Genomic DNA, 19,627 nt, shown 5'->3' with positions numbered 1-19,627 from the left:
GCACTGTCATTCCAGGCGAGTTCTACTGAGCGCGGCACAGTGAGACGGGTGCACAACAACGACAACGCCGCGAGCTGAACTCCGAACAGGCCGATGGCCGTTCCACCCGCGAAGCTCGCCCACGCTGAACGGATTGTGCGTACGCGCGTCGACCATCCGCCGCGGATCGGAAAACCCCGGTTACCCGTCCATCCCGTGGCACTCCCCATAAACCCGCCCCGACCCACACCAACACCCCTCATCCCGCCGCGGCGGCCAAGCCACCGCCCGCCCCCTGGCCGCCAGCGTCGTCGCGTACTGCGGGAGCAGCGACGCGTCCGACGGGGACGACGCCTCCGAGGCGGCGAAGGCCTCGTACGACGGGACCGTGGCTGTGACGATGCCGAGGTTCGGGGTGCCGGAGGCGGCGAGTTCGCGGAGGGAGGACTCGACTGTGGCGAGGTGTTCCTCGTGGGAGGGGTACTCCGCGGTCAGGTCCGGGTAGGCCGTCAGGAGTTCGGTGAGTTCGGGGGCCGGCCAGTGGAGGACCGCGACCGGGAAGGGGCGCGAGAGAGCCTCGCGGTACGAGCCCAGTTCCGCGCGCAGCCGCGAGATCTCCGCGCGCAGCTCCGCGGGGTCCTCCGAGCCCAGGGACCATACGCGCTTGGGGTCGTGGAGTTCGTCCAGGGACACCGGGGACTGCCCCCCGGAAGACGAGGTGTGCAGGCTGTCGGCCAGCGTGTCCCACTCGTCGTGCGGGGCGCCGAGCATACGGCGGACCCGGTGGCGGCCGAACAGGACCGGGTGGGCGGCCTGTGGTGGGTCCGGCTTGTCGGCCAGCAGCAGGGCGACCGCCTGAGTGAACGTTTCCTGGGCCGCCTCGAGCTCGTCGTGCGCCTCGAGCGCCTCGGCCACGATCACCCACGGCGCGGCGTCCTTCGGGGCCGCGGCCCGTACGCCGTCGATGATCGCCCTGGCCTCCGCCTCATGGCCGTACTCCCAGAGGTTCGCGGCCTTCAGGGCCTTCACCAACTGGGGGTTCTCCAGGGCGGTGGGGGAGGACGACGAGAGCAGGCGGTCGTAGAGCGTCGTGGCTCGTTCTCGGTCCTCGGCCAGCTCGAGGTGGGCCGCGGCCTGCAGCAGCAGGTGCTCCGCGTCCTCGGGGTAGAGCCCGGCCGTGCGCTCCATGCGCTCGGCTTCGGCGATGTGGTCGACAAGGTCGGCAGGCATGTCGGGGCGCATGGGGGACACGGTACTGCCGTCAGGTGGCCGTGAAGAGGCATGTGTGCGTCAGTGTGGGCGGTGGTGCGTGATCAATACGCTGCCTCATACGTGGTCACCCGCGGTCCGACGTCTTCCCAGCCCTTCCCTACGTGGCACTGGTCACTTGAAGGCCCAGCCCTTATCGTGCGGGCCGGCGGAGGGAGAGGCCGTGCGGGTGCGGTGGCGGGCGCGGGTTCCGGTGGTGGTGCAGGGGCAGGTCCGTCGGCGTGCGGCGGCCGTCCGGGCGCTCTGGACCGGTGCCGAAGTCGCCGTCACCGTCGGGCTCGTCCTGCTCCTCCTCGTCGTACATCAACTGTGGTGGACCAACCGGCAGGCGCAGAAGGCCGCGGACCGCACGGTGCAGGCCCTGGAGCGGGACTGGGGGAGCGGCGGTACGCAGGGTGGTGAGGACGGCGGCGCGGAGCCACCGGTCGGCGACGGTGAGCAGGAGGGCGAGCAGGAAGACGACGGCGCGTCCGCCGGCGCGGGGCAGCCCTCGCAGTCCGCAGGTGCCGGTGCCGGTACGAGTACGCGCCGCTCGACAGCACCCCGCTGGGACCAGGCCTACGCCGTCCTCGCCATTCCCCGCCTCGGCCTCCGCGTCCCCGTGGCCGAGGGGATCAGCAAGGCGGGCGTCCTCAACAAGGGGTACGCGGGCCACTACCCCGGCACCGCCCAGCCCGGCCGCGCCGGGAACTTCGCCCTCGCCGGGCACCGCAACACGCACGGCGAGCCGTTCCGCTACATCAACCGACTCGAGCGCGGCGACGAAATGCGCGTCGAGACGAAGACGGCCGTCTACACGTACGTCGTCGACAAGACCCTGCCGCAGACCTCGCCCCGCGACGGCAGCGTGATCGCGAGCGTGCCGCGCAGCCAGGTCAGGAGCGGGTACGGATACCGCGAACCCGGCTACTACCTCACGCTCACCACCTGCACTCCCGAGTACACGTCCAAATACCGGCTTGTGGTGTGGGGAAAACTGCAGGCCATGCGGCCGCGGTGAGCCGGTTGGGACGGCTCCGACTCCGGACGGATCCTGTACTAGGGATGGATCCGGACCAGGGATGGATCCGGTATAACGGCGGGAAAGCGTGTGCATGCTCGTGTACGGCACACGCACGGTGAGAGGGAGAGGAGGAGCACCGCACATGATCGGAAGTTGGTCGACTCTTCGTCCGGCCGCCCTGCTGCTCTTCCTCCTCGTCGAGACGGTGCTGGCCGACACCGGCAGCCTCACGGCCGCCGTCGCGCTCGCCGCCACCGCCGCGGCCGGCTCCGCCTTCGCCGCGTGCTCCCTCATCGCCTCGCGCTGCGCGCCCGCCGTGCCGCCCCATCGGGTACGGACGGCCATCCGCGACCGTGAGCACCGCACGGCATTCCTGCCGCAGCGGGACCCCGACGCATCGGGGCGCCCTCGCCCCAGGGCACCTGGCCGTTCCCTTCTGACGGCCGCGTACGCGTAAGGGACCTGCATTCGCGGGATCTGCACTCGCGGGATCTGCACCCGCGGGATCTGCCTTCGCGGGATCTGCACCCGCGGGACCTGTACCCGCACCCGCCCCCGCACCCGTACAGCTCCAACAGCTCCATCGGGGCGGGGCTTTCGGGGCGCTTCGGGCACACCTTCGCATCGCAAACGTGGTCGTCATGCCGGCATCTCATCCTTCCGGCCGTACCGGCTCCCTGGCCGTACCGGCCGTTCCCAGCACGATGAGACCCTCGGAGGGCTCCCGCATGTCCGTTTTCTCGGTCTTCGCCGATCTCGTCGAACATCTCGCCGACCTGCTCCATCCGCTGTTCCACGGCTCGGCGGCCGCCGCCGCGATCGTCCTGTTCACGGCGTTCGTACGACTCCTCGTCCACCCCCTGTCGCGGGCCGCCGCGCGCGGGCAGCGAGCGCGCGCCGAACTCCAGCCGCGCATCGCCGAACTCCGCAAGAAGCACGGAAAGAACCCCGAGAAGCTCCAGAAGGCGATCATCGAGCTGCATACCGCGGAGAAGGTGTCGCCGCTCTCCGGCTGTCTGCCGAGCCTGTTCCAACTGCCCGCCTTCTTCCTCCTCTACCACCTGTTCTCCAACCGGACGATCGGCGGCGAACCGAACGCACTGCTCGGCCACGCGCTCCTCGCCGCACCCCTCGGGGACCGGTGGGCGGACGCGCTGGGGCACGGCGGGATGTTCGGTGGGCAAGGCCTGGTGTACGTCGGGCTCTTCGTGATCGTCGCGGCGGTGGCCACGTTCAACTACCGGCGGAACAAGCGGCAGATGGCGGTGGCGGGTGCGCCGATGCCGGCCGCCGGGGGTGACGGGCAGCAGGCGGGACAGCAGATCCCGGGTATGGGCGCGATGACCAAGGTCATGCCGCTGATGTCGTTCCTGACCCTGTTCACCGTGGCGGTGGTGCCGTTGGCGGCCGCGTTGTACGTGGTGACCAGCACGACCTGGAGTGCGGTCGAGCGGGCCGTTCTGTACCGGGACATGCCGGGGACGGCGAATGGGGCAGCGGGCGGGGCCGCGGGGAAGGCGTTGCGGTCCAGTACGTGAACCGGGTATTGCGGACTGCACGCGGAGATTGGAGGATCAACCAGTCCTCCGATGGCTGCAGGCGCGCGATTCACTGTGCGCGGCACCGTCCGTTGGCCGAGCTGGCCGCAATTCAAGGGAGATGGACGAGCATGAAGCTGCTGCGTGTCGGTACGGCGGGGGCGGAGCGCCCCGCTCTGCTCGATGCCGACGGGACCCTGCGGGATCTGTCGGGGATCGTCAAGGACATCGACGGTGAACTGCTGGCCGACGAGACAGCGCTCGGCCGTGTCCGGTCCGCGGCCGAGTCCGGCGAGCTGCCCGTGCTCGACGCCGCGGGACTGAGGGTCGGGCCGCCCCTCGGGCGCCTCGGCAAGATCGTGTGCATCGGGCTGAACTACCACGACCACGCGGCCGAGACCGGTGCCGAGCCGCCCGCCGAGCCGGTCGTCTTCTTCAAGGCTGCCGACACGGTCGTCGGGCCGTACGACACCGTGCTGGTGCCGCGCGGCTCGGTGAAGACCGACTGGGAGGTCGAACTGGCGGTCGTCATCGGGCGAACCGCCCGCTATCTGGAGTCGGACGAGGAGGCCCTCGCGCACGTCGCGGGGTACGCGGTGGCGCACGACGTGTCCGAGCGCGAGTTCCAGATCGAGCGCGGCGGCACCTGGGACAAGGGCAAGAACTGCGAGACGTTCAATCCGCTGGGTCCCTGGCTGGTGACCGCGGACGAGGTGCCGGATCCGCAGGCGCTCGGTCTGCGGCTCTGGGTGAACGGTGAGCTGAAGCAGGACGGGAACACGTCCGACCAGATCTTCCCGGTCGCCGAAGTCGTCCGGTACGTCAGCCAGTTCATGACGCTGTACCCGGGTGACGTCATCAACACGGGTACGCCGGCGGGGGTGGCGCTCGGGATGCCCGAGCCGAAGCCGTTCCTTCGGGCGGGGGATGTGGTGGAGCTGGAGATCGAGGGGCTGGGGCGGCAGCGGCAGGAGTTCAAGGACGCGTAGGCGCATCGGCGCTGGCGGCAAGGGGAACGGATGGCCGACCTCCGGCGTAACCGGTGTGCTGAGCGTATCGTTGTTCTGTGCGGCTGGCCGCGACCCCGCGGCAGCGGGGAGGAGCGGCACAGTGACGGTTCTCGACGACAGGACCACGATGGCCGAGCAGAGCGACGAGCGCACTCTCGACATGATGTTCGAGTGGCTTGAGCCGACCCCCGAGGGATTCAAGGTTGAGATCGTCCAGGGGGTCATCTACATGTCGCCGCAACGCCAGACACACTGGGAGATCATCCTGGACATCGTCGAGCAGCTGCGGACCCGCTACCCCCGGCAGCGCACAGCCTCCGACGTCCGTATCGACTTCCCCGGCCACCTCAACGGCTTCGCGTCCGACGTCGCCGCGTTCAAGGAGGGTGCCCGCAAGGATGCGAAGGGCCGCTGGCGCTACCAGGACGTCGAGTTCGTGGCCGAGGTGATCTCCAAGGACACCGCGGCCAACGACTACGGCCCGAAGCTCGAGACGTACGCCGCCGCCGGCGTGCCGGTGTACGTGATCGCCGACCCGTACACCGGCGAGTGCCATGTCCACACGCGGCCCAAGGACGGTAGGTACCGTGCCGACCTGACGTTCGACTTCGGTGACGAGATCGATCTCACCGACACGCCCGTCGGCATCAAGCTGGCCACGAACGAGTTCCCGCGGGAGCAGCAGGGCGGCGCCGCCGACGCCGGGACGGCTGCGGGCACTTCTTGATGCCGGGGCGCTCCCAGCACCGCGTTCCCGCAGGCGTCCCCACCCGGTCAGGCCAGGAACCGTTCCAGCGCCTCCACCACCATCGCGTGGTCCTCGATCTGCGGCAGGCCTGAGACCACCACCGTGCCGATTACCCCTGCGCCTTCGACGATGATCGGGAAGGCGCCGCCGTGGGCCGCGTACACGTCGGGGTCGAGGCGGGAGGAGTCCTCGAAGGTCGTGCCCTTGGCGCGGAAGCGGGAGCCGACCAGGTAGGAGGAGCAGCCGTAGCGCTCCACGACGCGGCGCTTGCGGTCGATCCAGGCGTCGTTGTCGGGGGTCGAGCCCGGCAGCGCGGCGTGGAAGAGCTGCTGGCCGCCGCGGCGGATGTCGATCGCGACCGGCGCGTTCCTGGAGCGGGCCAGTTCCACCAGGAGCGAGCCGAGGGCCCACGCGTCGTCGTGGGTGAACTGCTTCAGCACCAGACGGCGTTCCTGGTCCTCCAGCTCGGCGATGTCCGGGACGCCGTTGCTCTTACTGGAATTGCCCGGATTGCCCGGATTGCTCGCGTTGGTCACAGGGTCACCGCCACACCGTCGCGGGCCGAGCGGCGCGCCGCCTCCAGGAGGTCGAGGGCCGCGGCGGCCTCGTGCGCGGTCACCGGATTGGGGCCCTCGCCGCGCAGGGCGGCGGCCACTGCCGCGTAGTACGCCGGGTAGTCCCCGTTCAGCGTCGGTACGGGGCGGCCGCCGCCGGTCAGCGGGGACTCGCCGGAGCCGATGCGGCCCCATAGCGACTGGGGTTCGGCGCCCCACTCGGCCTCCGTTGCGGGGCGCTTGCCCTCGCGCAGGGCGGCCTCCTGGGGGTCGAGCCCGTACTTGACGTAGCCGGCCGAGGAGCCCAGGACCCGGAAGCGGGGGCCGAGCTGGGCCGCGGTGGCGGACACGTACAGGTGCGACCGCACGCCGTTCGCGTGCGTGATCGCGATGAACGTGTCGTCGTCGGTCTCCGCGCCCGGCCGCCGCACGTCCGACTCGGCGTAGACCTGCACCGCAGGGCCGAAGAGCACCAGGGCCTGGTCGACGACATGGCTGCCCAGGTCGTACAGCAGACCTCCGATCTCTTCGGGGTCACCGGACTCGCGCCAGCCGCCCTTGGGGTGCGGCCGCCACCGCTCGAAGCGGGACTCGAAGCGCCATACGTCGCCGAGTTCGCCGTCGGTCAGGAGCTGCTGGAGCGTACGGAAGTCGTTGTCCCAGCGACGGTTCTGGAAGACGGACAGCAGCAGACCGCGGCCCTCGGCGAGCGCGGCGAGCTCGCGCGCCTCGGCCGCCGTACCGGCGACCGGCTTGTCCACGACTACCGGCAGGCCCGCCTCGAGAGCGGCAGTCGCGAGGGGGACGTGCGTCTTGTTCGGCGAGGCGATCACGATCAGATCGAGCTCGCCGGCGCGGGCCCACAGCTCGTCGGCCGTGTCCGCGAGGCGTGCCTCGGGGAAGGCGGCCGCGGCCTGCTTCTGCCGGTCCGGGTTGGAGGTGACGACCGTGTCGAGGGCGAGGCCCTCGGTGGCGGCGATCAGCGGGGCGTGGAAGACGGAGCCCGCGAGACCGTAGCCGATGAGGCCGACGCGGAGGGGGGAGGTGGTGCGATTCATGTCCTCCACTAAAGCACTGGGGGCCGGGGTGGCTGTGGCCGGTACCTTGGGCGGCCGTGCGCCGGCGCCCGGGGGTGGCGGCGCCCAGGCACCACACCTGGCGGCCACTGCCGCTCACGCCGGGGAAGTTGCCGCAGTGGCTCGCCGTCGTGGTGCTGTGCCCACCCTCCCCCATTGCCTTAAGGGCATGGGAGGGACCCCCATCGCCCCAGCGGAACGACTGCCCACAGCGGGCGCGGCGCGTCGCCCCACTCTGGTGTCTGGGGGATATCGCTTTTGTCTGGTTTCCGGCTGATCGGGCGGACTTTGGCGGCCGATCGGCCCTGGTGGGCTGTGTCGGTGCACGGGCCGCGGTCGAATGGCAGGACTCCAGCCGTTGCTCGTCCCGCGATCAGCAAAGGCCCTCCATGCGACTGTGCACGTCCCTCGCGTTCGGCCGCAGTGCCGCCACCGCTGCCATCGCCGCGACCGTGGTCATGTTCACGCCCGCCATCGCGCCCACCTCCGCCGCGCCCACCTCCGCCGCGCCCACCTCCGCCGCGCCCACCTCCGCCGCCCCTACCTCCGCCGCTCCCGCGACGGCCGCGCCCGCGTTGGGCGCTCCCGCGGCCGCGGCCCGAGCGATGGCTGCCCCGCCGATGGCCGCCCCCGCCGACTCCTCCTCTGCCCTGCAGCCCACCTGCGCCACGGCGACCAGCGGCGACTTCCCGATCGGTACCCGTGTCCACGGCGGGCCCGCCACCTATCAGGCGGGCGGCGGCCGTCAGGAATGGCTGATCGACCTCACCAACACCACAGGCGAGGCCTGCGGCAACATCCACCCCGTGGTCGTCCTCGTCGACGAGCGGCGGTCGCTCCAGCCCCAGCAGGTACGGCTGGAGTTCGAGGACAGTACGCGGCTGCGGCCCGTCACCTTCGAACGTACCGACCAGGACGAGAACGTCGGCGTATTCGGCGAGGACTTCGGCGGATTCACCGTCGCCCCCGGCGCGACCGTCACCGTCAGGGTCCGCCTGTCCTTCACCGAGGACGCCCAGCCCGGCAGCGTCGTCGCCAACGCCGCGGTCGTCCAGCGCCGGGACGACGACGGCGACTGGGTGGGCGAGTCCAACGACTATCCGTTCACCATCGCCCCTGCCCCCACCGACACACCCAGCCCGAGCCCCAGCCTCAGCACCGGCCCCGAACCCAGTCCCGGCACGGCCACCCCGGACGCATCGCCCCCCGCCCGAGAGCAGAAGGAGAAGGGCAAGGACGACGAGCTGGCCGGGACGGGACGGCGTCAGCACACCCTGATCGGCCTCGGCCTCACCGCGGGCGCCCTCCTCGTCGGCGGTGCCGCACTCGTGCTCACCGTCCGCCACATCCGGATGGGCAGGCGCTGAACCACATGGGCAGGCGCTGAACCACGGCCGGACCTCCCGTGCTCGTGTGACCCGCACGCACGCACGCCCGGCCAGCGAGAAGGCCCTCCCGCGATACGGGAGGGCCGGGGGGAGGGCCTTCTTCGCCGCCGCGGACTCGCCGCGCGCCGCGATCACACGAGGTCGATCAGATCCGCGATCGAGTCCACGGCCTCCGAGGGCCGGTACGGATAACGGTCCACCTCGTCCGGCCGGGTCACCCCGGTCATCACGAGGAAGGTCCGCATGCCGGCCTCGAGACCCGCCAGCACATCCGTGTCCATCCGGTCGCCGATCATGGCCGAGGTCTCCGAGTGGGCCCCGATCGCGTTGAGCCCCGCGCGCATCATCAGGGGGTTCGGCTTGCCGACGAAGTACGGCTTCTTGCCGGTCGCCGCGGTGATCAGCGCCGCGACAGCCCCCGTGGCGGGAAGCGCGCCCTCGGCCGAGGGCCCCGTCTCGTCGGGGTTGGTGGCGATGAATCGCGCGCCGTTGTTGATCAGCCGGACGGCCTTGGTCATCGCCTCGAACGAGTACGTCCGGGTCTCGCCCAGGATCACGAAGTCGGGCTCGGTGTCCGTCAGCACATAGCCGATGTCGTGCAGGGCGGTCGTCAGTCCGGCCTCACCGATGACGTAGGCGGTACCGCCCGGCCGCTGGTCGTCGAGGAACTGCGCCGTCGCCAGGGCCGAGGTCCAGATGTTCTCCACCGGCACGTCGAGGCCCATGCGGGTGAGGCGTGCGTGCAGGTCGCGGGGGGTGTAGATCGAGTTGTTGGTCAGAACGAGGAAAGGTTTCCCCGACTCCTTCAGCCGCTTGAGGAACTCGTCGGCGCCGGGGATCGGTATCCCTTCGTGGATCAGTACCCCATCCATGTCGGTCAGCCAGGACTCGATCGGCTTGCGCTCTGCCATGGGGCCATTCTCCTGCCGTACGTGGGGCTCTAGAGGTGACGCGACTCGCACGATCCTAACCGTGCTGGAGCGACGGTCGGCCCTGCGCGAACGCGTCGTCGCGCCGGTCCGGCAGCGCTGTTCTGTGAGCGGGGCTTACGCGCGGCGGGCCCCGGACGATGCCGTCCCGTAACCCCTCGTTCGGCGCAGTCGTGTACCCGCTGCGGATGCGCCGCGGGCGCGCACAGGGGAACCTTCTGTTACAGGAGGTTCACCATGGGCTCACTGCGACTCACTCTCTGTACCGGGGCGGTGGTCGCTGCCGCTGCGATGCCGATAGCGGCCGGGACGGCGCATCCGGCACACGCAGACGACTCGGCCGCGGGTGTCTCCGTGAGCCCGGCGGGCCCGGTGCCCGGAAGTGACATCGAGCTGCAGGCGCGGGGCTGCACGGGCAAGACGGCCGTCGCCCGCTCGGCCGTGTTCGTCGCGGACACCGAGCTGACCGTGCGGGAAGGCGTCGCGAGCGGCGACGGCACCCTGCTCTACGGCGAGACCACGATCAGGTCGACGGTGACCGCCGGTACGTACGAGATCACGATCGCCTGCGACGGACGCGACGACAAGGCCAAGGGCTCTGTCACGGTGGCGGAGCGCTCCGCGGCGACGAAGGCCCCCAGCGCCCCGCCGTCTCCGACCGCGCCGGTCCACGCCGGCGGCGGCGGTGCCGCGGCCCAGCTCGCGGCCGCCCAAACGGACACCGAGGAAGCCGCTGGGCCCGGAAAGGTGCAGGCGGTGGTCGGCCTGGTGCTCGCCGCCGTCGCGGCGGTTGTCGTGGCGGTCCGCAGCGTCCGGCGCCGCCGCTCGGACTAGGGCGGGGACGCCATGTCGGGCGAAGAGCGTTCTTCCTCCGGCACCGGCCGCCTGTTCACGGGAGTCGCCTGGGTGGTGCTCCTGCTGGGACTGTGGCTGTGGGGCCGTGAGATCACCGACGTGCCCAGCGGCCTGTCGGCGCCGACCACGGGTGACGCGGCGGCGGTCGGGCGGCCGCTCGGTGTCGAACTCCCGAAGGCACTGGGGCCGCTGCCTGCTGCGAAGCCGGTGCGCGTCGATGTGCCGGCGATACGGGTGCAGGCGCCGGTGGTGGCCCGTGGGGTCGGCCCGGACGGGGCGGTCGAGGCGCCGTCCTACGAACAGGCCGGGGCCGTGGCCTGGTACGCGAACGGTACGCAGCCCGGAGCGGCCGGTGCCGCGGTGTTCGTCGGCCACGTCGACACCGAGTCGCGGCCCGCGGTCTTCTTCGACCTCAGTGCGCTGCGGCCGGGGGACAAGGTCCGGGTGAGCCGGGACGACGGGACGGTCGCCGAGTTCACGGTGGACGATGTGCAGGTCCTCACGCGTGAACGGTTCGATGCGCGGCAGGCGTACGGCGTGCATGAGGCCGGGCGGGCGGAGCTTCGGCTCATCACGTGTGGGGGTACGTTCGATGAGGCTCGGCGTACGTATACGGCGAACGTGGTGGTGTCCGCGTACCTGACCGGCCGTGGGCCTTGAGGTACGCGGACAGCCGTTGTGCGTCGGTCAACCCGACGGAGTGACCACAGCGGTATCGGGGCGACCGCCAGCCGCAGTAGCGGTATGAGCCGCCGCTCGCAGCCCCAGTGCTCCGAACACCGCCCCGAACACGCCCCACAGCACCGCGTGCGACGCCAGGGACAGTACGCGGAAGTTCCACAGGAGTGTCGCGTCGACGGGGACGTCGTCCGGGTTGCCCGGGAGGGCGAACGTCGCCGCGAGGACGGCGATCACGGTGAGCACGACCGCTGTGTGGCGGACCGGCGCCGGGCGGCCGGACAGCCGTACCGACACCTGCCAGGCCAGCAGCATGCCGAGCACACTGACCACGATCGACGCCAGCCACAGCGCCTGGCGGTCGCCGACCGTGCCGGAGTCTCCGACGCCCGGCGGGTTCGCCGGGTAGCGCAGGCCGGGCAGCAGCGACACCGCCAGGAAGGCGGCCGCGGAGAAGACCAGTGCGCGCCGCCACGGCTCAGCCTGCGGAGTGCGGCGGTGCACCAAGGCGTAGGCGATGGCGAAGAGGACGCCGAGCGCGAGCCCGGCGATGACCGCGGTGACGACGAGGCCCGCGTGCTGCGTGGAGCGCGAGAAGAGCTCCTCGTGGTGCTGCACTGCGGTGGCGCCGTCATGCGAGTGAGCCGAGCGTGCCTCTTCGGCGCGGATCGCGCGGTCCATCAGGGGTTCGGCTGCCAGCAGGGAGAAGAGGCCGGCCGCAAGGCCCGCCGCCCCTCCTGCCGCCAGCCCGCGCCCGAGCAGGGGAAGTACAGGAGTGGACATGGTGCGTACGGCCGATCAGTGGCAGGGAGCGCCGAAGAGGTGCCGGCCGTCGTGCGCGAACTCGTGCAGATAGTCGCCGGTCGCCGCGATCACGGTGCCGTGGTCCATGAAGACCGCGTAGAGCGCGATCAGGGCGACGATTGCCGCGGCGGATGCGATGAGCCAGTCGCGGGTGCTCGTCGCCGCGGACGTGACCGCGGTGGTGTCGGTGGTCGGTGCGGTGTGCAGGGACATACCGGTGGGCCTCCTTCTGGGGTTTCCACGCCCCATGGCAGGAGGACGACGGGTCAGTTCCTGACTTCCGCGCGCGGGATGCGCGCGGTCACAGTGGCGGGACCGTCCCGGAGTCGCACCGGGTTCCTGTCAACCGTCGCCTCGATGTATGGACTTGTCGTCCCGGAGAGTCCCAGTCGCGCAGGGACACTGTCAACCGCGCCTACGTCACACCGGCACATGCGGGTACCCCGCCCAGGCGCGGTACCAGCGGCCGTGAACCCGTAACAGCTCTCCGACGATGCCGGAGTGATCTCGTGGGGGGTGGACCACCTATGTCAGGATTGAAAGCCAGACTGTGCACCCAAGGGGGAGTGGATGTACCGCAATGCAGGCATTTTCCGGGGGACTTCTGGGAGTTCGCCGGACGCCCGCGGAACGCGGCTCAGGGTCAGGGGGGTGAAGGCGTCGGCGGCGGTGGCGGGGGCGGCACTGCTGCTGGCGGGGTGCTTCTCCTCCGGTGACGAGGAGCCGAACAAGGAACCGGCGAAGTCGCCGATCGCGCAGCAGCCGAAAAGCGAGGATCCGTACTGGGTCAATCCGAACGGCAATGCCGCCAAGCAGGTGGCGACATATGCGAAGGCCGGCAAGGAAGATGAGGCCGATCAGATCCGCAAAATAGCGGAGCAGCCCACCGGTGAGTGGATCGGCCCGGAGAACCCTGAGCAGGAGGCGCGCGGTTTCACCGAGGCCGCCGAGAAGGCCGACCGGGACGCGATCCTCGTCCTCTACAACATTCCGCACCGCGACTGCGGCAACTACTCGGGGGGCGGCGCCGCCGACGGCAACGCGTACCGCGCCTGGATCGACGGGGTCGCCAAGGGCATCGGCGACCGCAGCACCACGGTGATCCTGGAGCCGGACGCGGTGCTGCACCTGGTCGACGGCTGCACACCCGACGAGTTCCACGAGGAGCGCTACGACCTCCTCAAGGGCGCCATCGAGAAGCTCAAGGCGCTCAAGAACACCAAGGTGTACCTGGACGCGGGCAACGCGGGCTGGGGCAAGCCGGACCAGATCTTCGAGCCGTTGACGTGGGCGGGCGTCGGGCAGGCCGACGGCTTCTCGGTGAACGTCTCCAACTTCTACACGACCCAGGACAGCATCGCGTACGGCAAGGAGCTGTCCGCGAAGGTCGGCAACAAGCCGTTCGTGATCGACACCAGCCGCAACGGCAACGGCCCGTACACGGAGGGCGCAGCGGACGAGCGCTGGTGCAACCCGCCGGGCCGCGCGCTCGGCGAGGCACCCACGACCAAGACGGGCGACGACCTTGTCGACGCGTATCTGTGGGTCAAGCGTCCCGGCGAGTCCGACGGCACCTGCAAGGGCGGCCCGAAGGCGGGGCAATGGTGGGCTGACTACGCACTGAAGCTGGCCGAGGCCTCCGAATAGCGACAGTCCCCGCGCCCCAAGAGGGGCGCGGGGATCTGCTCGGCCAACTACAACGGCGCTACGGCACCCTGACCCACTGCGCCTTGCTCGGCGTCCCCTGGTCGTCCGTCACGAACAGCATGTACCACCCGGATTCGACGAGATTGCGGTTCTTCGGAATGGTGACCGTCACGCCCTCCGACGTCTTCTTCAGATCCAGCGCGATGGAGCGCTGGTCGACGTCGGTGACGTGTGTGGAGGCGCTCGGCCGGATCAGCCGTGCCGTCTTGATGGACGCCGAGTGCTTCGTGGTGAAGGTCGCCGACTCGCCGCGCTTGACGGTCTTCGGGCCGCCGCCCAGCGTCGGCTGCGAGCCCTGGTAGAGATACGGCGGCGTGTAGATCTCGATGCGCTGCTCGAAGGTGCCCGGCTTGGTGTTGGCCTTGTCGGCGTAGAGCGAGTCCGAGCCGAAGAACATCACGCGGCCGTCGGGCAGCAGCAGCGAGCCGGAGTGGTAGTTGCGGCCGACCAGCGGGTCGGCGACCCGCCGGAGGCTGTTGGCCTTCGCGTCGTAGATCCGTGCCTGGAGGATGTTGGAGTCGCCGCGCCCGCGGTAGTCCTCGGAACCGCCGGAGACGAGCACGGTGTCGTCGGGCAGGATCGAGGACTGCGGGTAGCGGGTGCCCTTCTCCAGCTCGGGACCGTCCACGAACTTCGGCTCGTCGGCCAGCAGGTCGATGATGCGCGTCTTCTTGCTGGACTTCTTGGACTCGCCGACCCCGCCGCCGCCGATCACCATGTACTTCTCGTCCTGTGCGGGCGGCAGCAGCACCGTGCCGGCGGTCTCCAGCAGCTTCTTGTCGCTCATGCCAGGGACCTTGCTGAACTTGTTCGTCTTCAGGTCCCAGATGCCGGGGTCACGGCCGACGTCGTCCGGGCCGTAGCCGGCGTTCGCTCCCGAGTAGAAGAGCTTTCCGTTCTGCATCAGCGAGATCGCCGGATACGTCGGGAACTGCCGGACGTCCTTGGTGTACGTCCACTTCTTCGTCTTCGGGTCGTAGATCTCGTTCTTGCCCGGCACCAGCTGACCGATCTCGTCCAGGCCGGAGAGGCTGAGGATCTTGCCGTCGCTCAGCGTGGTCAGCGTCGGATACCAGCGCGCCTCGTTCATCGGGTCGACCTTGATGTACTTCTCGGCGACCGGGTCGAATTCGTAGGCGTCCTTGATTCCCTGGAAGTCCTTCTTGTCCAGGGCGAGTTTCTGTGCGATGCCGTAGGTGTTGCGGGCGTCGGCGCCGGTCAGGCCCTGCACGCGGTAGTTGTCCTGGGTGCCCGTCTCGTACTTGCGGCCGCTCTTCTGCGCCTCGACATAGATACGGCCGAGGCCCGGGTCGTTGCGCAGGAACTTGCCGGTCTTCTTGTCGAAGACCTTCTTGGCCCGCGGGACGAGGATCGGGTCCTTGGAGACGAACGTCTTGCCGTTCTTCTTGCCGGTGAACCTGGTGCCCGCCGGCAGCGTGATCGGCTTGTCGGGGTTCTCGTTGTGGACGATCATCAGGCCGCCGGCCTTGGTGACATCGCCCTCCAGCTTCTCGTACCGCTTGGTGCCGCCCGCGATCAGCAGATTGCCGTTGGCGAGCTGGGTGTGGCCGGTACAGAACAGGTCGGTGGGGGTGGGGATCTTCTTGATGGTCTTCTTCACCGGGTCCCAGAGCCGGGTGTCGAACTTCTTCGCGTCGAAGTTCTTCTGGTTGTTCCCGGAACCGGCGACCAGAAGGACCTTGCCGGTGTGCAGCAGCGCCGCGTGAATAGTGTTCTGCCGGTACTCCTCCGGGAAATCGACGATCTCCCAGTGGCCGTTCTCGGCTTTGTACTCAGGTCTGTTGATCTTGTACTGGTGGTACTCCTCCGACCCGAACCGGTAGAGAGCCGGTCCGTTCATGCCGGCCAGAGCAAGAACCACCGCCGTGCCTATCGCGATGCGGCGGGCACGGCGGCGGCTGGAATGGTCTTTCACTTCTTACGTCCCCCAAGGGCGATCTGCATGGTCTGGTCCGGGGCCTCCGGCTGGTCCGGGCCGGCGGCCTGACGGTCGGGGCCGGGCGCCCGGTCGGCGGCGGCCCAGCTCGGCTTCTGCTGCGGCGCATGCGGACCGTGCGGGGCCGCGGCGCCCGGTGCCAGGGCTTCGGGGGACTCGGCGGCACCCGGCTCTGGTGCCGTGGCCCGCTTCTTCTTCTCCTGGCGCATCTGCCAGCGCCAGGCGAAGATCGGCGTGGCGGTGATCAGCATCGCGAACGACGCCCAGATGATCATCGCGGGGTGCGAGTTGCCGTAGTAGAAGCCGGCGGCCATCGAGGCGCCGAAGATCAGGATGAAGTACCAGTGGTACCGGAAGGTCCCGAACCACCGGTCCGGGCTCGCCGAGTCGCCCTTGGGGGTGACCACGAACTTGCTCTTGCGGCGCAGTACGGCATCGATCAGCGCCTTCGCGTAGAGCGGCGCCGACAGGGCGGACATGACCATGCCGGCCACACCGCCGGAGCCCTCCGGCTCGTGCGGCGAGACGTTGTGGCGGCGGTTCCAGACGTAGAGACCGATCTGCAGAGCGGAGGCGTTGCCGTAGAGCATCAGCCAGATCGTCGGGTCGATGTTCACACCGGAGGCGCCCAGGCCGAGGAACAGCGCGCAACTCAGCGCGGCGAGGATCCAGTTGAGGGCCGACATCGGGTAGAAGATGATCATCATGGTGTAGTTGAAGAGCTTGCTCGGCGGCAGCGAGAACCAGCCCTTCCAGTACTGTTTGAGGATCGTCTCGTACGTCCCTCGCGACCAGCGCATCTGCTGGGTGAAGAAGTCCGTCCAGGCGCTGGGACCCTCACCGACCGCGAGCACGTCCGGGGTGTAGACCGACCTCCACTTCTTGCCCGTGGCCGGGTTCTTGTGGCGGTGGATCTCGAAGCCCGTCGCCATGTCCTCGGTGATCGAGTCGTACAGACCGCCGATCTGCTTGAGCGCCTTGATCCGTACGGCGTTGGAGGTGCCGACGAACATCGGCGAGCCGTAGCGGTTGCCGGCGCGCTGGATCAGCGCGTGGAAGAGGAACTGCTGCGACTCGGCGGCCTTGGTGACGAAGTTGTCGTAGTTGCCGTACACCTGCGGGCCGATGACGAAGCCGACGTCCGGGTCGCGGAAGAAGCCGAGCATCCGCTCCAGGTAGTTCGGCAGCGGCACGTGGTCGGTGTCGACGGAGGCGAAGTAGTCGTAGTCGTCGCCGTGGGCGTCGAGCCAGGCGTTGTAGTTGCCGTGCTTGGTCTTGGCGCGGTGCGGGCCCTTCGCCTGGTTCCACTTGGCTATGCCCTTGCGGGAGAAGTGGTGCACGCCCAGACGCTCGCAGACGGCCTTCACCTCCGGGTCGTCGCCCTCGTCGAGGAGCCAGATGTGCAGCAGTCCGCGGTGGCGCAGCTTGACCGCGGCCTCCAGCGTCTTCGTCACCATCTCGAGCGGCTCCTTGCCGGGCACGAACGAGGTGAGGAAGGCGACGCGGGTGCCGGTCTCGGGCACCACCGGAATCGGATCGCGGGCGACGAGGGTCGCGTGCGCGTTCGACACGACGTTCATGACGCGGAAGAACTCGATCAGGCCGATCGCGACGAGCATGACGACGTCGAGGGCCGGCAGGAAGTCGTACGCCGGATAGTCCCTTTCGGTCCAGTGCTGGGGCTGCAGCAGCCAGGCGAGCAGGACCAGGGAGAGCAGCGGAGCCGCGCCCAGCATCAGGGCCGCACGGATGCGGTGCGGCTCCTGCGAGAGCAAAGATCGGTACCGCACCTTGTACGGCTTGGTCGGATCGGGTTGAGTAAGGGGGCCGGCGAGTCGGCTGTAGTGCTCGTAGTCGTATCTCGGAAGAGTTTTCTTGAGCCGGAGGAAGCCACCCGTGCGTTGCGAGACCATCCTCAGCTGAGTCGTCTGGGACGGGTCGAACTGCTGCCGGGCGCCCGTTGGCGTCGACGTCATGAGTCATCCCCCCACACGCGAGTCACCGCGTGTTCGTTGTTCCGAACGCCCGCTCCGGTCCCCCTCGACCTTCCTGGACGCATCAGTGGCAGGCCACCGTCACCTGAGACACGGAACAGCGCCCTTCCGGTTGCATGATGCCCCCCTCGGCATCGGCTCGTGAACGGGGCCCCTCTCCCCGCCCTCCCCGGGCAACCGGCGTCGAGCCTCCAACTGCCCCGCACCTGCTGTCTCATAGGAGCCAATAGCTCACATGTCAGGGTTCTACGCCGTTCATCATGATCGCAAGAGCACTTCTGGCTAATCCGGCCGTGCCGGTGTTCGGGCTGCAGGAACGTTTGTCCAGGATGGTGCGCGACTGCCCCGCCGTCGTGGTGCTGCGCCACCCTGTTCCGCCCCCGGCGGAACGGGGTGGCACAACGGGAACGGTCACCCCGCGCGGGCAGCGCAAAGGCCCCCCGCTTTCGCGAGGGGCCTTCTGTCTGTGCGCCGCCAGGGACTCGAACCCCGGACCCGCTGATTAAGAGTCAGCTGCTCTAACCAACTGAGCTAGCGGCGCCTGCTGACCCGGAGAACTCTACCCGAGGCCGACGGGTGCTCCTGGCCACGCCGGGCCGATGGAATCCCGAAGAAGGCACGGCCGGCCTACCCCGAGGTGGCCCGCTCCATCATTCGGACCGTCAACATGCGACATCTTCGGACAGTTGAGAAACTGACGATCGTGCAGATGCGCGGACATTTCTTTCAGGGGTGTGAGGGAAATCTCATGGCGGCTCCGGTATTCGAGGAATTCGAGCCCGCGAGCGGCTGCGACTGCCCCGGCTGTGTTCACTGGCGGCGTGTCGCGCCGCATTCCCTGCCGGTCCGCCTCGGCGGGCATCCCGCGGCCCATGGCGCACGGCGTGCCCTGGTGCTGGCGGCCGCAGCGGGAACCATGCTCGGCGCGAGTCAGCCGGTCGCGGCCGTCGCCGCCGACCTGCGCCCGGAGCGGCCCGGCGCCCCGGCTTCCGACGAGCCCGACACCCCGCAGGGCAGCAGGGCGCCGCTTTACGGGGGCAACCGCCCCAAGGAAGAACGGGAGCCGGCGGCGGCAGCGACGACCCGGGCGGAGATCATCAACAGGGCCAAGCAATGGGTCGCCGCGAAGGTGCCGTACAGCATGGCGAAGTTCTGGGCGGACGGGTACCGGCAGGACTGCTCGGGCTTTGTCTCGATGGCCTGGAATCTCGGCACCAACGAATGGACGGGCAGCCTCGGCGGATACGCGGTGCGTATCGGCAAGGAGCAGCTCCAGCCCGGCGACATCCTTCTCTTCCACAATCCCGCCGACCCGGTGAAGGGGTCACACGTCACCGTTTTCGGCGGCTGGACGGACTACACGCACACGCAATACATCGCGTACGAGCAGGTCCGCCCGAACACCCGGAGGAAGTCGACCCCTTACGCCTATTGGAGCCATTCGGGAAGCTATGTGCCCTATCGCTACAAGGGTCTGAAGACGGAGACGGGCGGCGGCTCCGGCGGGTCCGCCGCGACCCCCTTTCCGGGCGCCTCGTACTTCGGGCCCGGCGCGAACAACAAATACGTAACGAAGTTGGGCCAGATGCTCGTCGCACGCGGCGGCGGCCGCTTCTACACCTCCGGTCCGGGTCCGCGCTGGACCGAGGCGGACCGCAGGGCGACCCAGGCCTTCCAGCTGGCGCAGGGGTGGAAGGGGAGCGGCGCCGACGGGATTCCGGGGCCGAGGACCTGGGACTACCTGGTCAACGGGAAGGGCCGGGACATTCCGAGGGCGGCCGGTTCGGGCGGGACGCCGGGCAAGGGCGGAAGCGGCACGGGTACGGGCGGTAACGGCACGGGCGGGACCGGTACGGGGGCGGGAAGCAAGGTGCCGGCGTTCCCCGGCAAGGCGTACTTCCGGCCGGGGCAGTCCAACAAGTACGTCACCGAGCTGGGCCGGCAGCTGGTGAAGAAGGGGTTCGGCAAGTACTACACGAAAGGGCCGGGGCCCCGTTGGGGCGAGAGTGACCGGCGCAACGTCGAGGCGTTCCAGCGGGCCCAGGGCTGGCGCGGCGCGGCCGCCGACGGCTACCCGGGACCCGAGACCTGGCGACGGCTCTTCTCATGACGCGGCGGCCCTGCACCTGCCCGGCGGT

18 protein-coding genes, 1 tRNA gene and 1 riboswitch are annotated in these 19,627 nt (G+C 69.5%); of the genes, 10 read left to right on the top strand and 9 right to left on the bottom strand.

Translation table 11 applies throughout. The features are described 5' to 3' along the window. Positions 1 to 180 precede the first annotated feature (180 nt). Positions 181 to 1,221: an SEC-C metal-binding domain-containing protein gene (locus tag ACSMXV_RS16850; RefSeq protein WP_473178418.1), complete on the bottom strand. Its 1,041-nt coding sequence runs from the start codon at positions 1,219 to 1,221 to the stop codon at positions 181 to 183. A 196-nt stretch (positions 1,222 to 1,417) separates the two neighbouring features. Between ACSMXV_RS16850 and ACSMXV_RS16845 the strand changes: the two genes are divergently transcribed. The 5 genes from ACSMXV_RS16845 to ACSMXV_RS16825 all read left to right on the top strand — a co-directional run bounded on the left by ACSMXV_RS16845 (position 1,418) and on the right by ACSMXV_RS16825 (position 5,526). After that, positions 1,418 to 2,248 (top strand): class E sortase, encoded by an 831-nt coding sequence (locus ACSMXV_RS16845; RefSeq protein ID WP_473178969.1) that lies wholly within the window; start codon positions 1,418 to 1,420, stop codon positions 2,246 to 2,248. A 145-nt stretch (positions 2,249 to 2,393) separates the two neighbouring features. After that, positions 2,394 to 2,708: a DUF6412 domain-containing protein gene (locus ACSMXV_RS16840; protein WP_473178417.1), complete on the top strand. Its 315-nt coding sequence runs from the start codon at positions 2,394 to 2,396 to the stop codon at positions 2,706 to 2,708. A 271-nt stretch (positions 2,709 to 2,979) separates the two neighbouring features. Then, the gene (locus ACSMXV_RS16835; RefSeq protein WP_473178416.1) at positions 2,980 to 3,789 is read left to right on the top strand and encodes a YidC/Oxa1 family membrane protein insertase; all 810 of its coding nucleotides are present in this window, start codon (positions 2,980 to 2,982) and stop codon (positions 3,787 to 3,789) included. A 131-nt stretch (positions 3,790 to 3,920) separates the two neighbouring features. Continuing rightward, a complete protein-coding gene (locus ACSMXV_RS16830) occupies positions 3,921 to 4,778 on the top strand; it encodes a fumarylacetoacetate hydrolase family protein (protein WP_473178415.1) in 858 nt (285 codons plus the stop codon). Positions 4,779 to 4,899: 121 nt separating this feature from the next. Next, a complete protein-coding gene (locus ACSMXV_RS16825) occupies positions 4,900 to 5,526 on the top strand; it encodes a Uma2 family endonuclease (RefSeq protein WP_473178414.1) in 627 nt (208 codons plus the stop codon). Positions 5,527 to 5,573: 47 nt separating this feature from the next. Here ACSMXV_RS16825 and ACSMXV_RS16820 read toward each other — a convergent pair whose 3' ends face one another. Together ACSMXV_RS16820 and ACSMXV_RS16815 are read right to left on the bottom strand one after the other, a co-directional pair. Next, positions 5,574 to 6,083, bottom strand: coding sequence for a heme-degrading domain-containing protein (locus ACSMXV_RS16820; protein WP_473178413.1), 510 nt, complete (start codon positions 6,081 to 6,083; stop codon positions 5,574 to 5,576). Next, positions 6,080 to 7,159: a Gfo/Idh/MocA family oxidoreductase gene (locus ACSMXV_RS16815; protein ID WP_473178412.1), complete on the bottom strand. Its 1,080-nt coding sequence runs from the start codon at positions 7,157 to 7,159 to the stop codon at positions 6,080 to 6,082. Before ACSMXV_RS16815 ends, ACSMXV_RS16820 begins: the two co-directional genes overlap by 4 nt. Positions 7,160 to 7,566: 407 nt before the next feature. On the opposite strand from ACSMXV_RS16815, the gene ACSMXV_RS16810 reads away from it, so the two are divergent. Continuing rightward, complete coding sequence (locus ACSMXV_RS16810) at positions 7,567 to 8,544, top strand: hypothetical protein (protein ID WP_473178411.1); 978 nt, start codon at positions 7,567 to 7,569, stop codon at positions 8,542 to 8,544. 152 nt (positions 8,545 to 8,696) lie between these two features. Here the strand turns inward: ACSMXV_RS16810 and ACSMXV_RS16805 are convergent, their stop codons facing one another. Further along, positions 8,697 to 9,476, bottom strand: coding sequence for an HAD-IIA family hydrolase (locus tag ACSMXV_RS16805; RefSeq protein ID WP_473178410.1), 780 nt, complete (start codon positions 9,474 to 9,476; stop codon positions 8,697 to 8,699). A 255-nt stretch (positions 9,477 to 9,731) separates the two neighbouring features. Here ACSMXV_RS16805 and ACSMXV_RS16800 point away from each other — a divergent pair, with 255 nt between their 5' ends. Next, positions 9,732 to 10,328: a hypothetical protein gene (locus ACSMXV_RS16800; RefSeq protein ID WP_473178409.1), complete on the top strand. Its 597-nt coding sequence runs from the start codon at positions 9,732 to 9,734 to the stop codon at positions 10,326 to 10,328. Positions 10,329 to 10,340: 12 nt separating this feature from the next. Next, positions 10,341 to 11,009: a class F sortase gene (locus ACSMXV_RS16795; RefSeq protein WP_473178408.1), complete on the top strand. Its 669-nt coding sequence runs from the start codon at positions 10,341 to 10,343 to the stop codon at positions 11,007 to 11,009. 27 nt (positions 11,010 to 11,036) lie between these two features. Here the strand turns inward: ACSMXV_RS16795 and ACSMXV_RS16790 are convergent, their stop codons facing one another. Next, on the bottom strand, positions 11,037 to 11,810 hold the full coding sequence (locus tag ACSMXV_RS16790) for a CbtA family protein (protein WP_473178407.1): 774 nt from the start codon (positions 11,808 to 11,810) through the stop codon (positions 11,037 to 11,039). 15 nt (positions 11,811 to 11,825) lie between these two features. Continuing rightward, positions 11,826 to 12,044: a CbtB domain-containing protein gene (locus ACSMXV_RS16785; RefSeq protein ID WP_181660680.1), complete on the bottom strand. Its 219-nt coding sequence runs from the start codon at positions 12,042 to 12,044 to the stop codon at positions 11,826 to 11,828. Positions 12,045 to 12,078: 34 nt separating this feature from the next. Continuing rightward, positions 12,079 to 12,217: riboswitch (cobalamin riboswitch) on the bottom strand. A gap of 184 nt (positions 12,218 to 12,401) precedes the next feature. Between ACSMXV_RS16785 and ACSMXV_RS16780 the strand changes: the two genes are divergently transcribed. Beyond that, complete coding sequence (locus ACSMXV_RS16780; protein WP_473178406.1) at positions 12,402 to 13,478, top strand: glycoside hydrolase family 6 protein; 1,077 nt, start codon at positions 12,402 to 12,404, stop codon at positions 13,476 to 13,478. A gap of 58 nt (positions 13,479 to 13,536) precedes the next feature. Here ACSMXV_RS16780 and glxA read toward each other — a convergent pair whose 3' ends face one another. The 3 genes from glxA to ACSMXV_RS16765 all read right to left on the bottom strand — a co-directional run bounded on the left by glxA (position 13,537) and on the right by ACSMXV_RS16765 (position 18,030). Next, positions 13,537 to 15,474 carry a radical copper oxidase GlxA gene (glxA, locus tag ACSMXV_RS16775; protein WP_473178405.1) on the bottom strand — a complete coding sequence of 646 codons (1,938 nt, stop codon included), beginning with the start codon at positions 15,472 to 15,474 and terminating at the stop codon, positions 13,537 to 13,539. Continuing rightward, entirely contained in the window at positions 15,471 to 17,471 is a 2,001-nt protein-coding gene (locus ACSMXV_RS16770; protein WP_473178404.1) for a glycosyltransferase family 2 protein, read from the bottom strand. The genes glxA and ACSMXV_RS16770 overlap by 4 nt, the downstream gene beginning before the upstream one ends. A 485-nt stretch (positions 17,472 to 17,956) precedes the next feature. Then, positions 17,957 to 18,030: transfer RNA gene (locus ACSMXV_RS16765), tRNA-Lys, on the bottom strand. A gap of 207 nt (positions 18,031 to 18,237) precedes the next feature. Between ACSMXV_RS16765 and ACSMXV_RS16760 the strand changes: the two genes are divergently transcribed. Beyond that, positions 18,238 to 19,599, top strand: coding sequence for a peptidoglycan-binding protein (locus tag ACSMXV_RS16760; RefSeq protein WP_473178403.1), 1,362 nt, complete (start codon positions 18,238 to 18,240; stop codon positions 19,597 to 19,599). The last annotated feature ends 28 nt before the right edge of the window (positions 19,600 to 19,627 follow it).

The sequence above is a fragment of the Streptomyces sp. DSM 42067 genome (assembly GCF_055792885.1).
The sequence above is the reverse complement of the archived record's forward strand: the minus strand, read 5'-3'. Positions and strand labels throughout refer to the sequence as shown.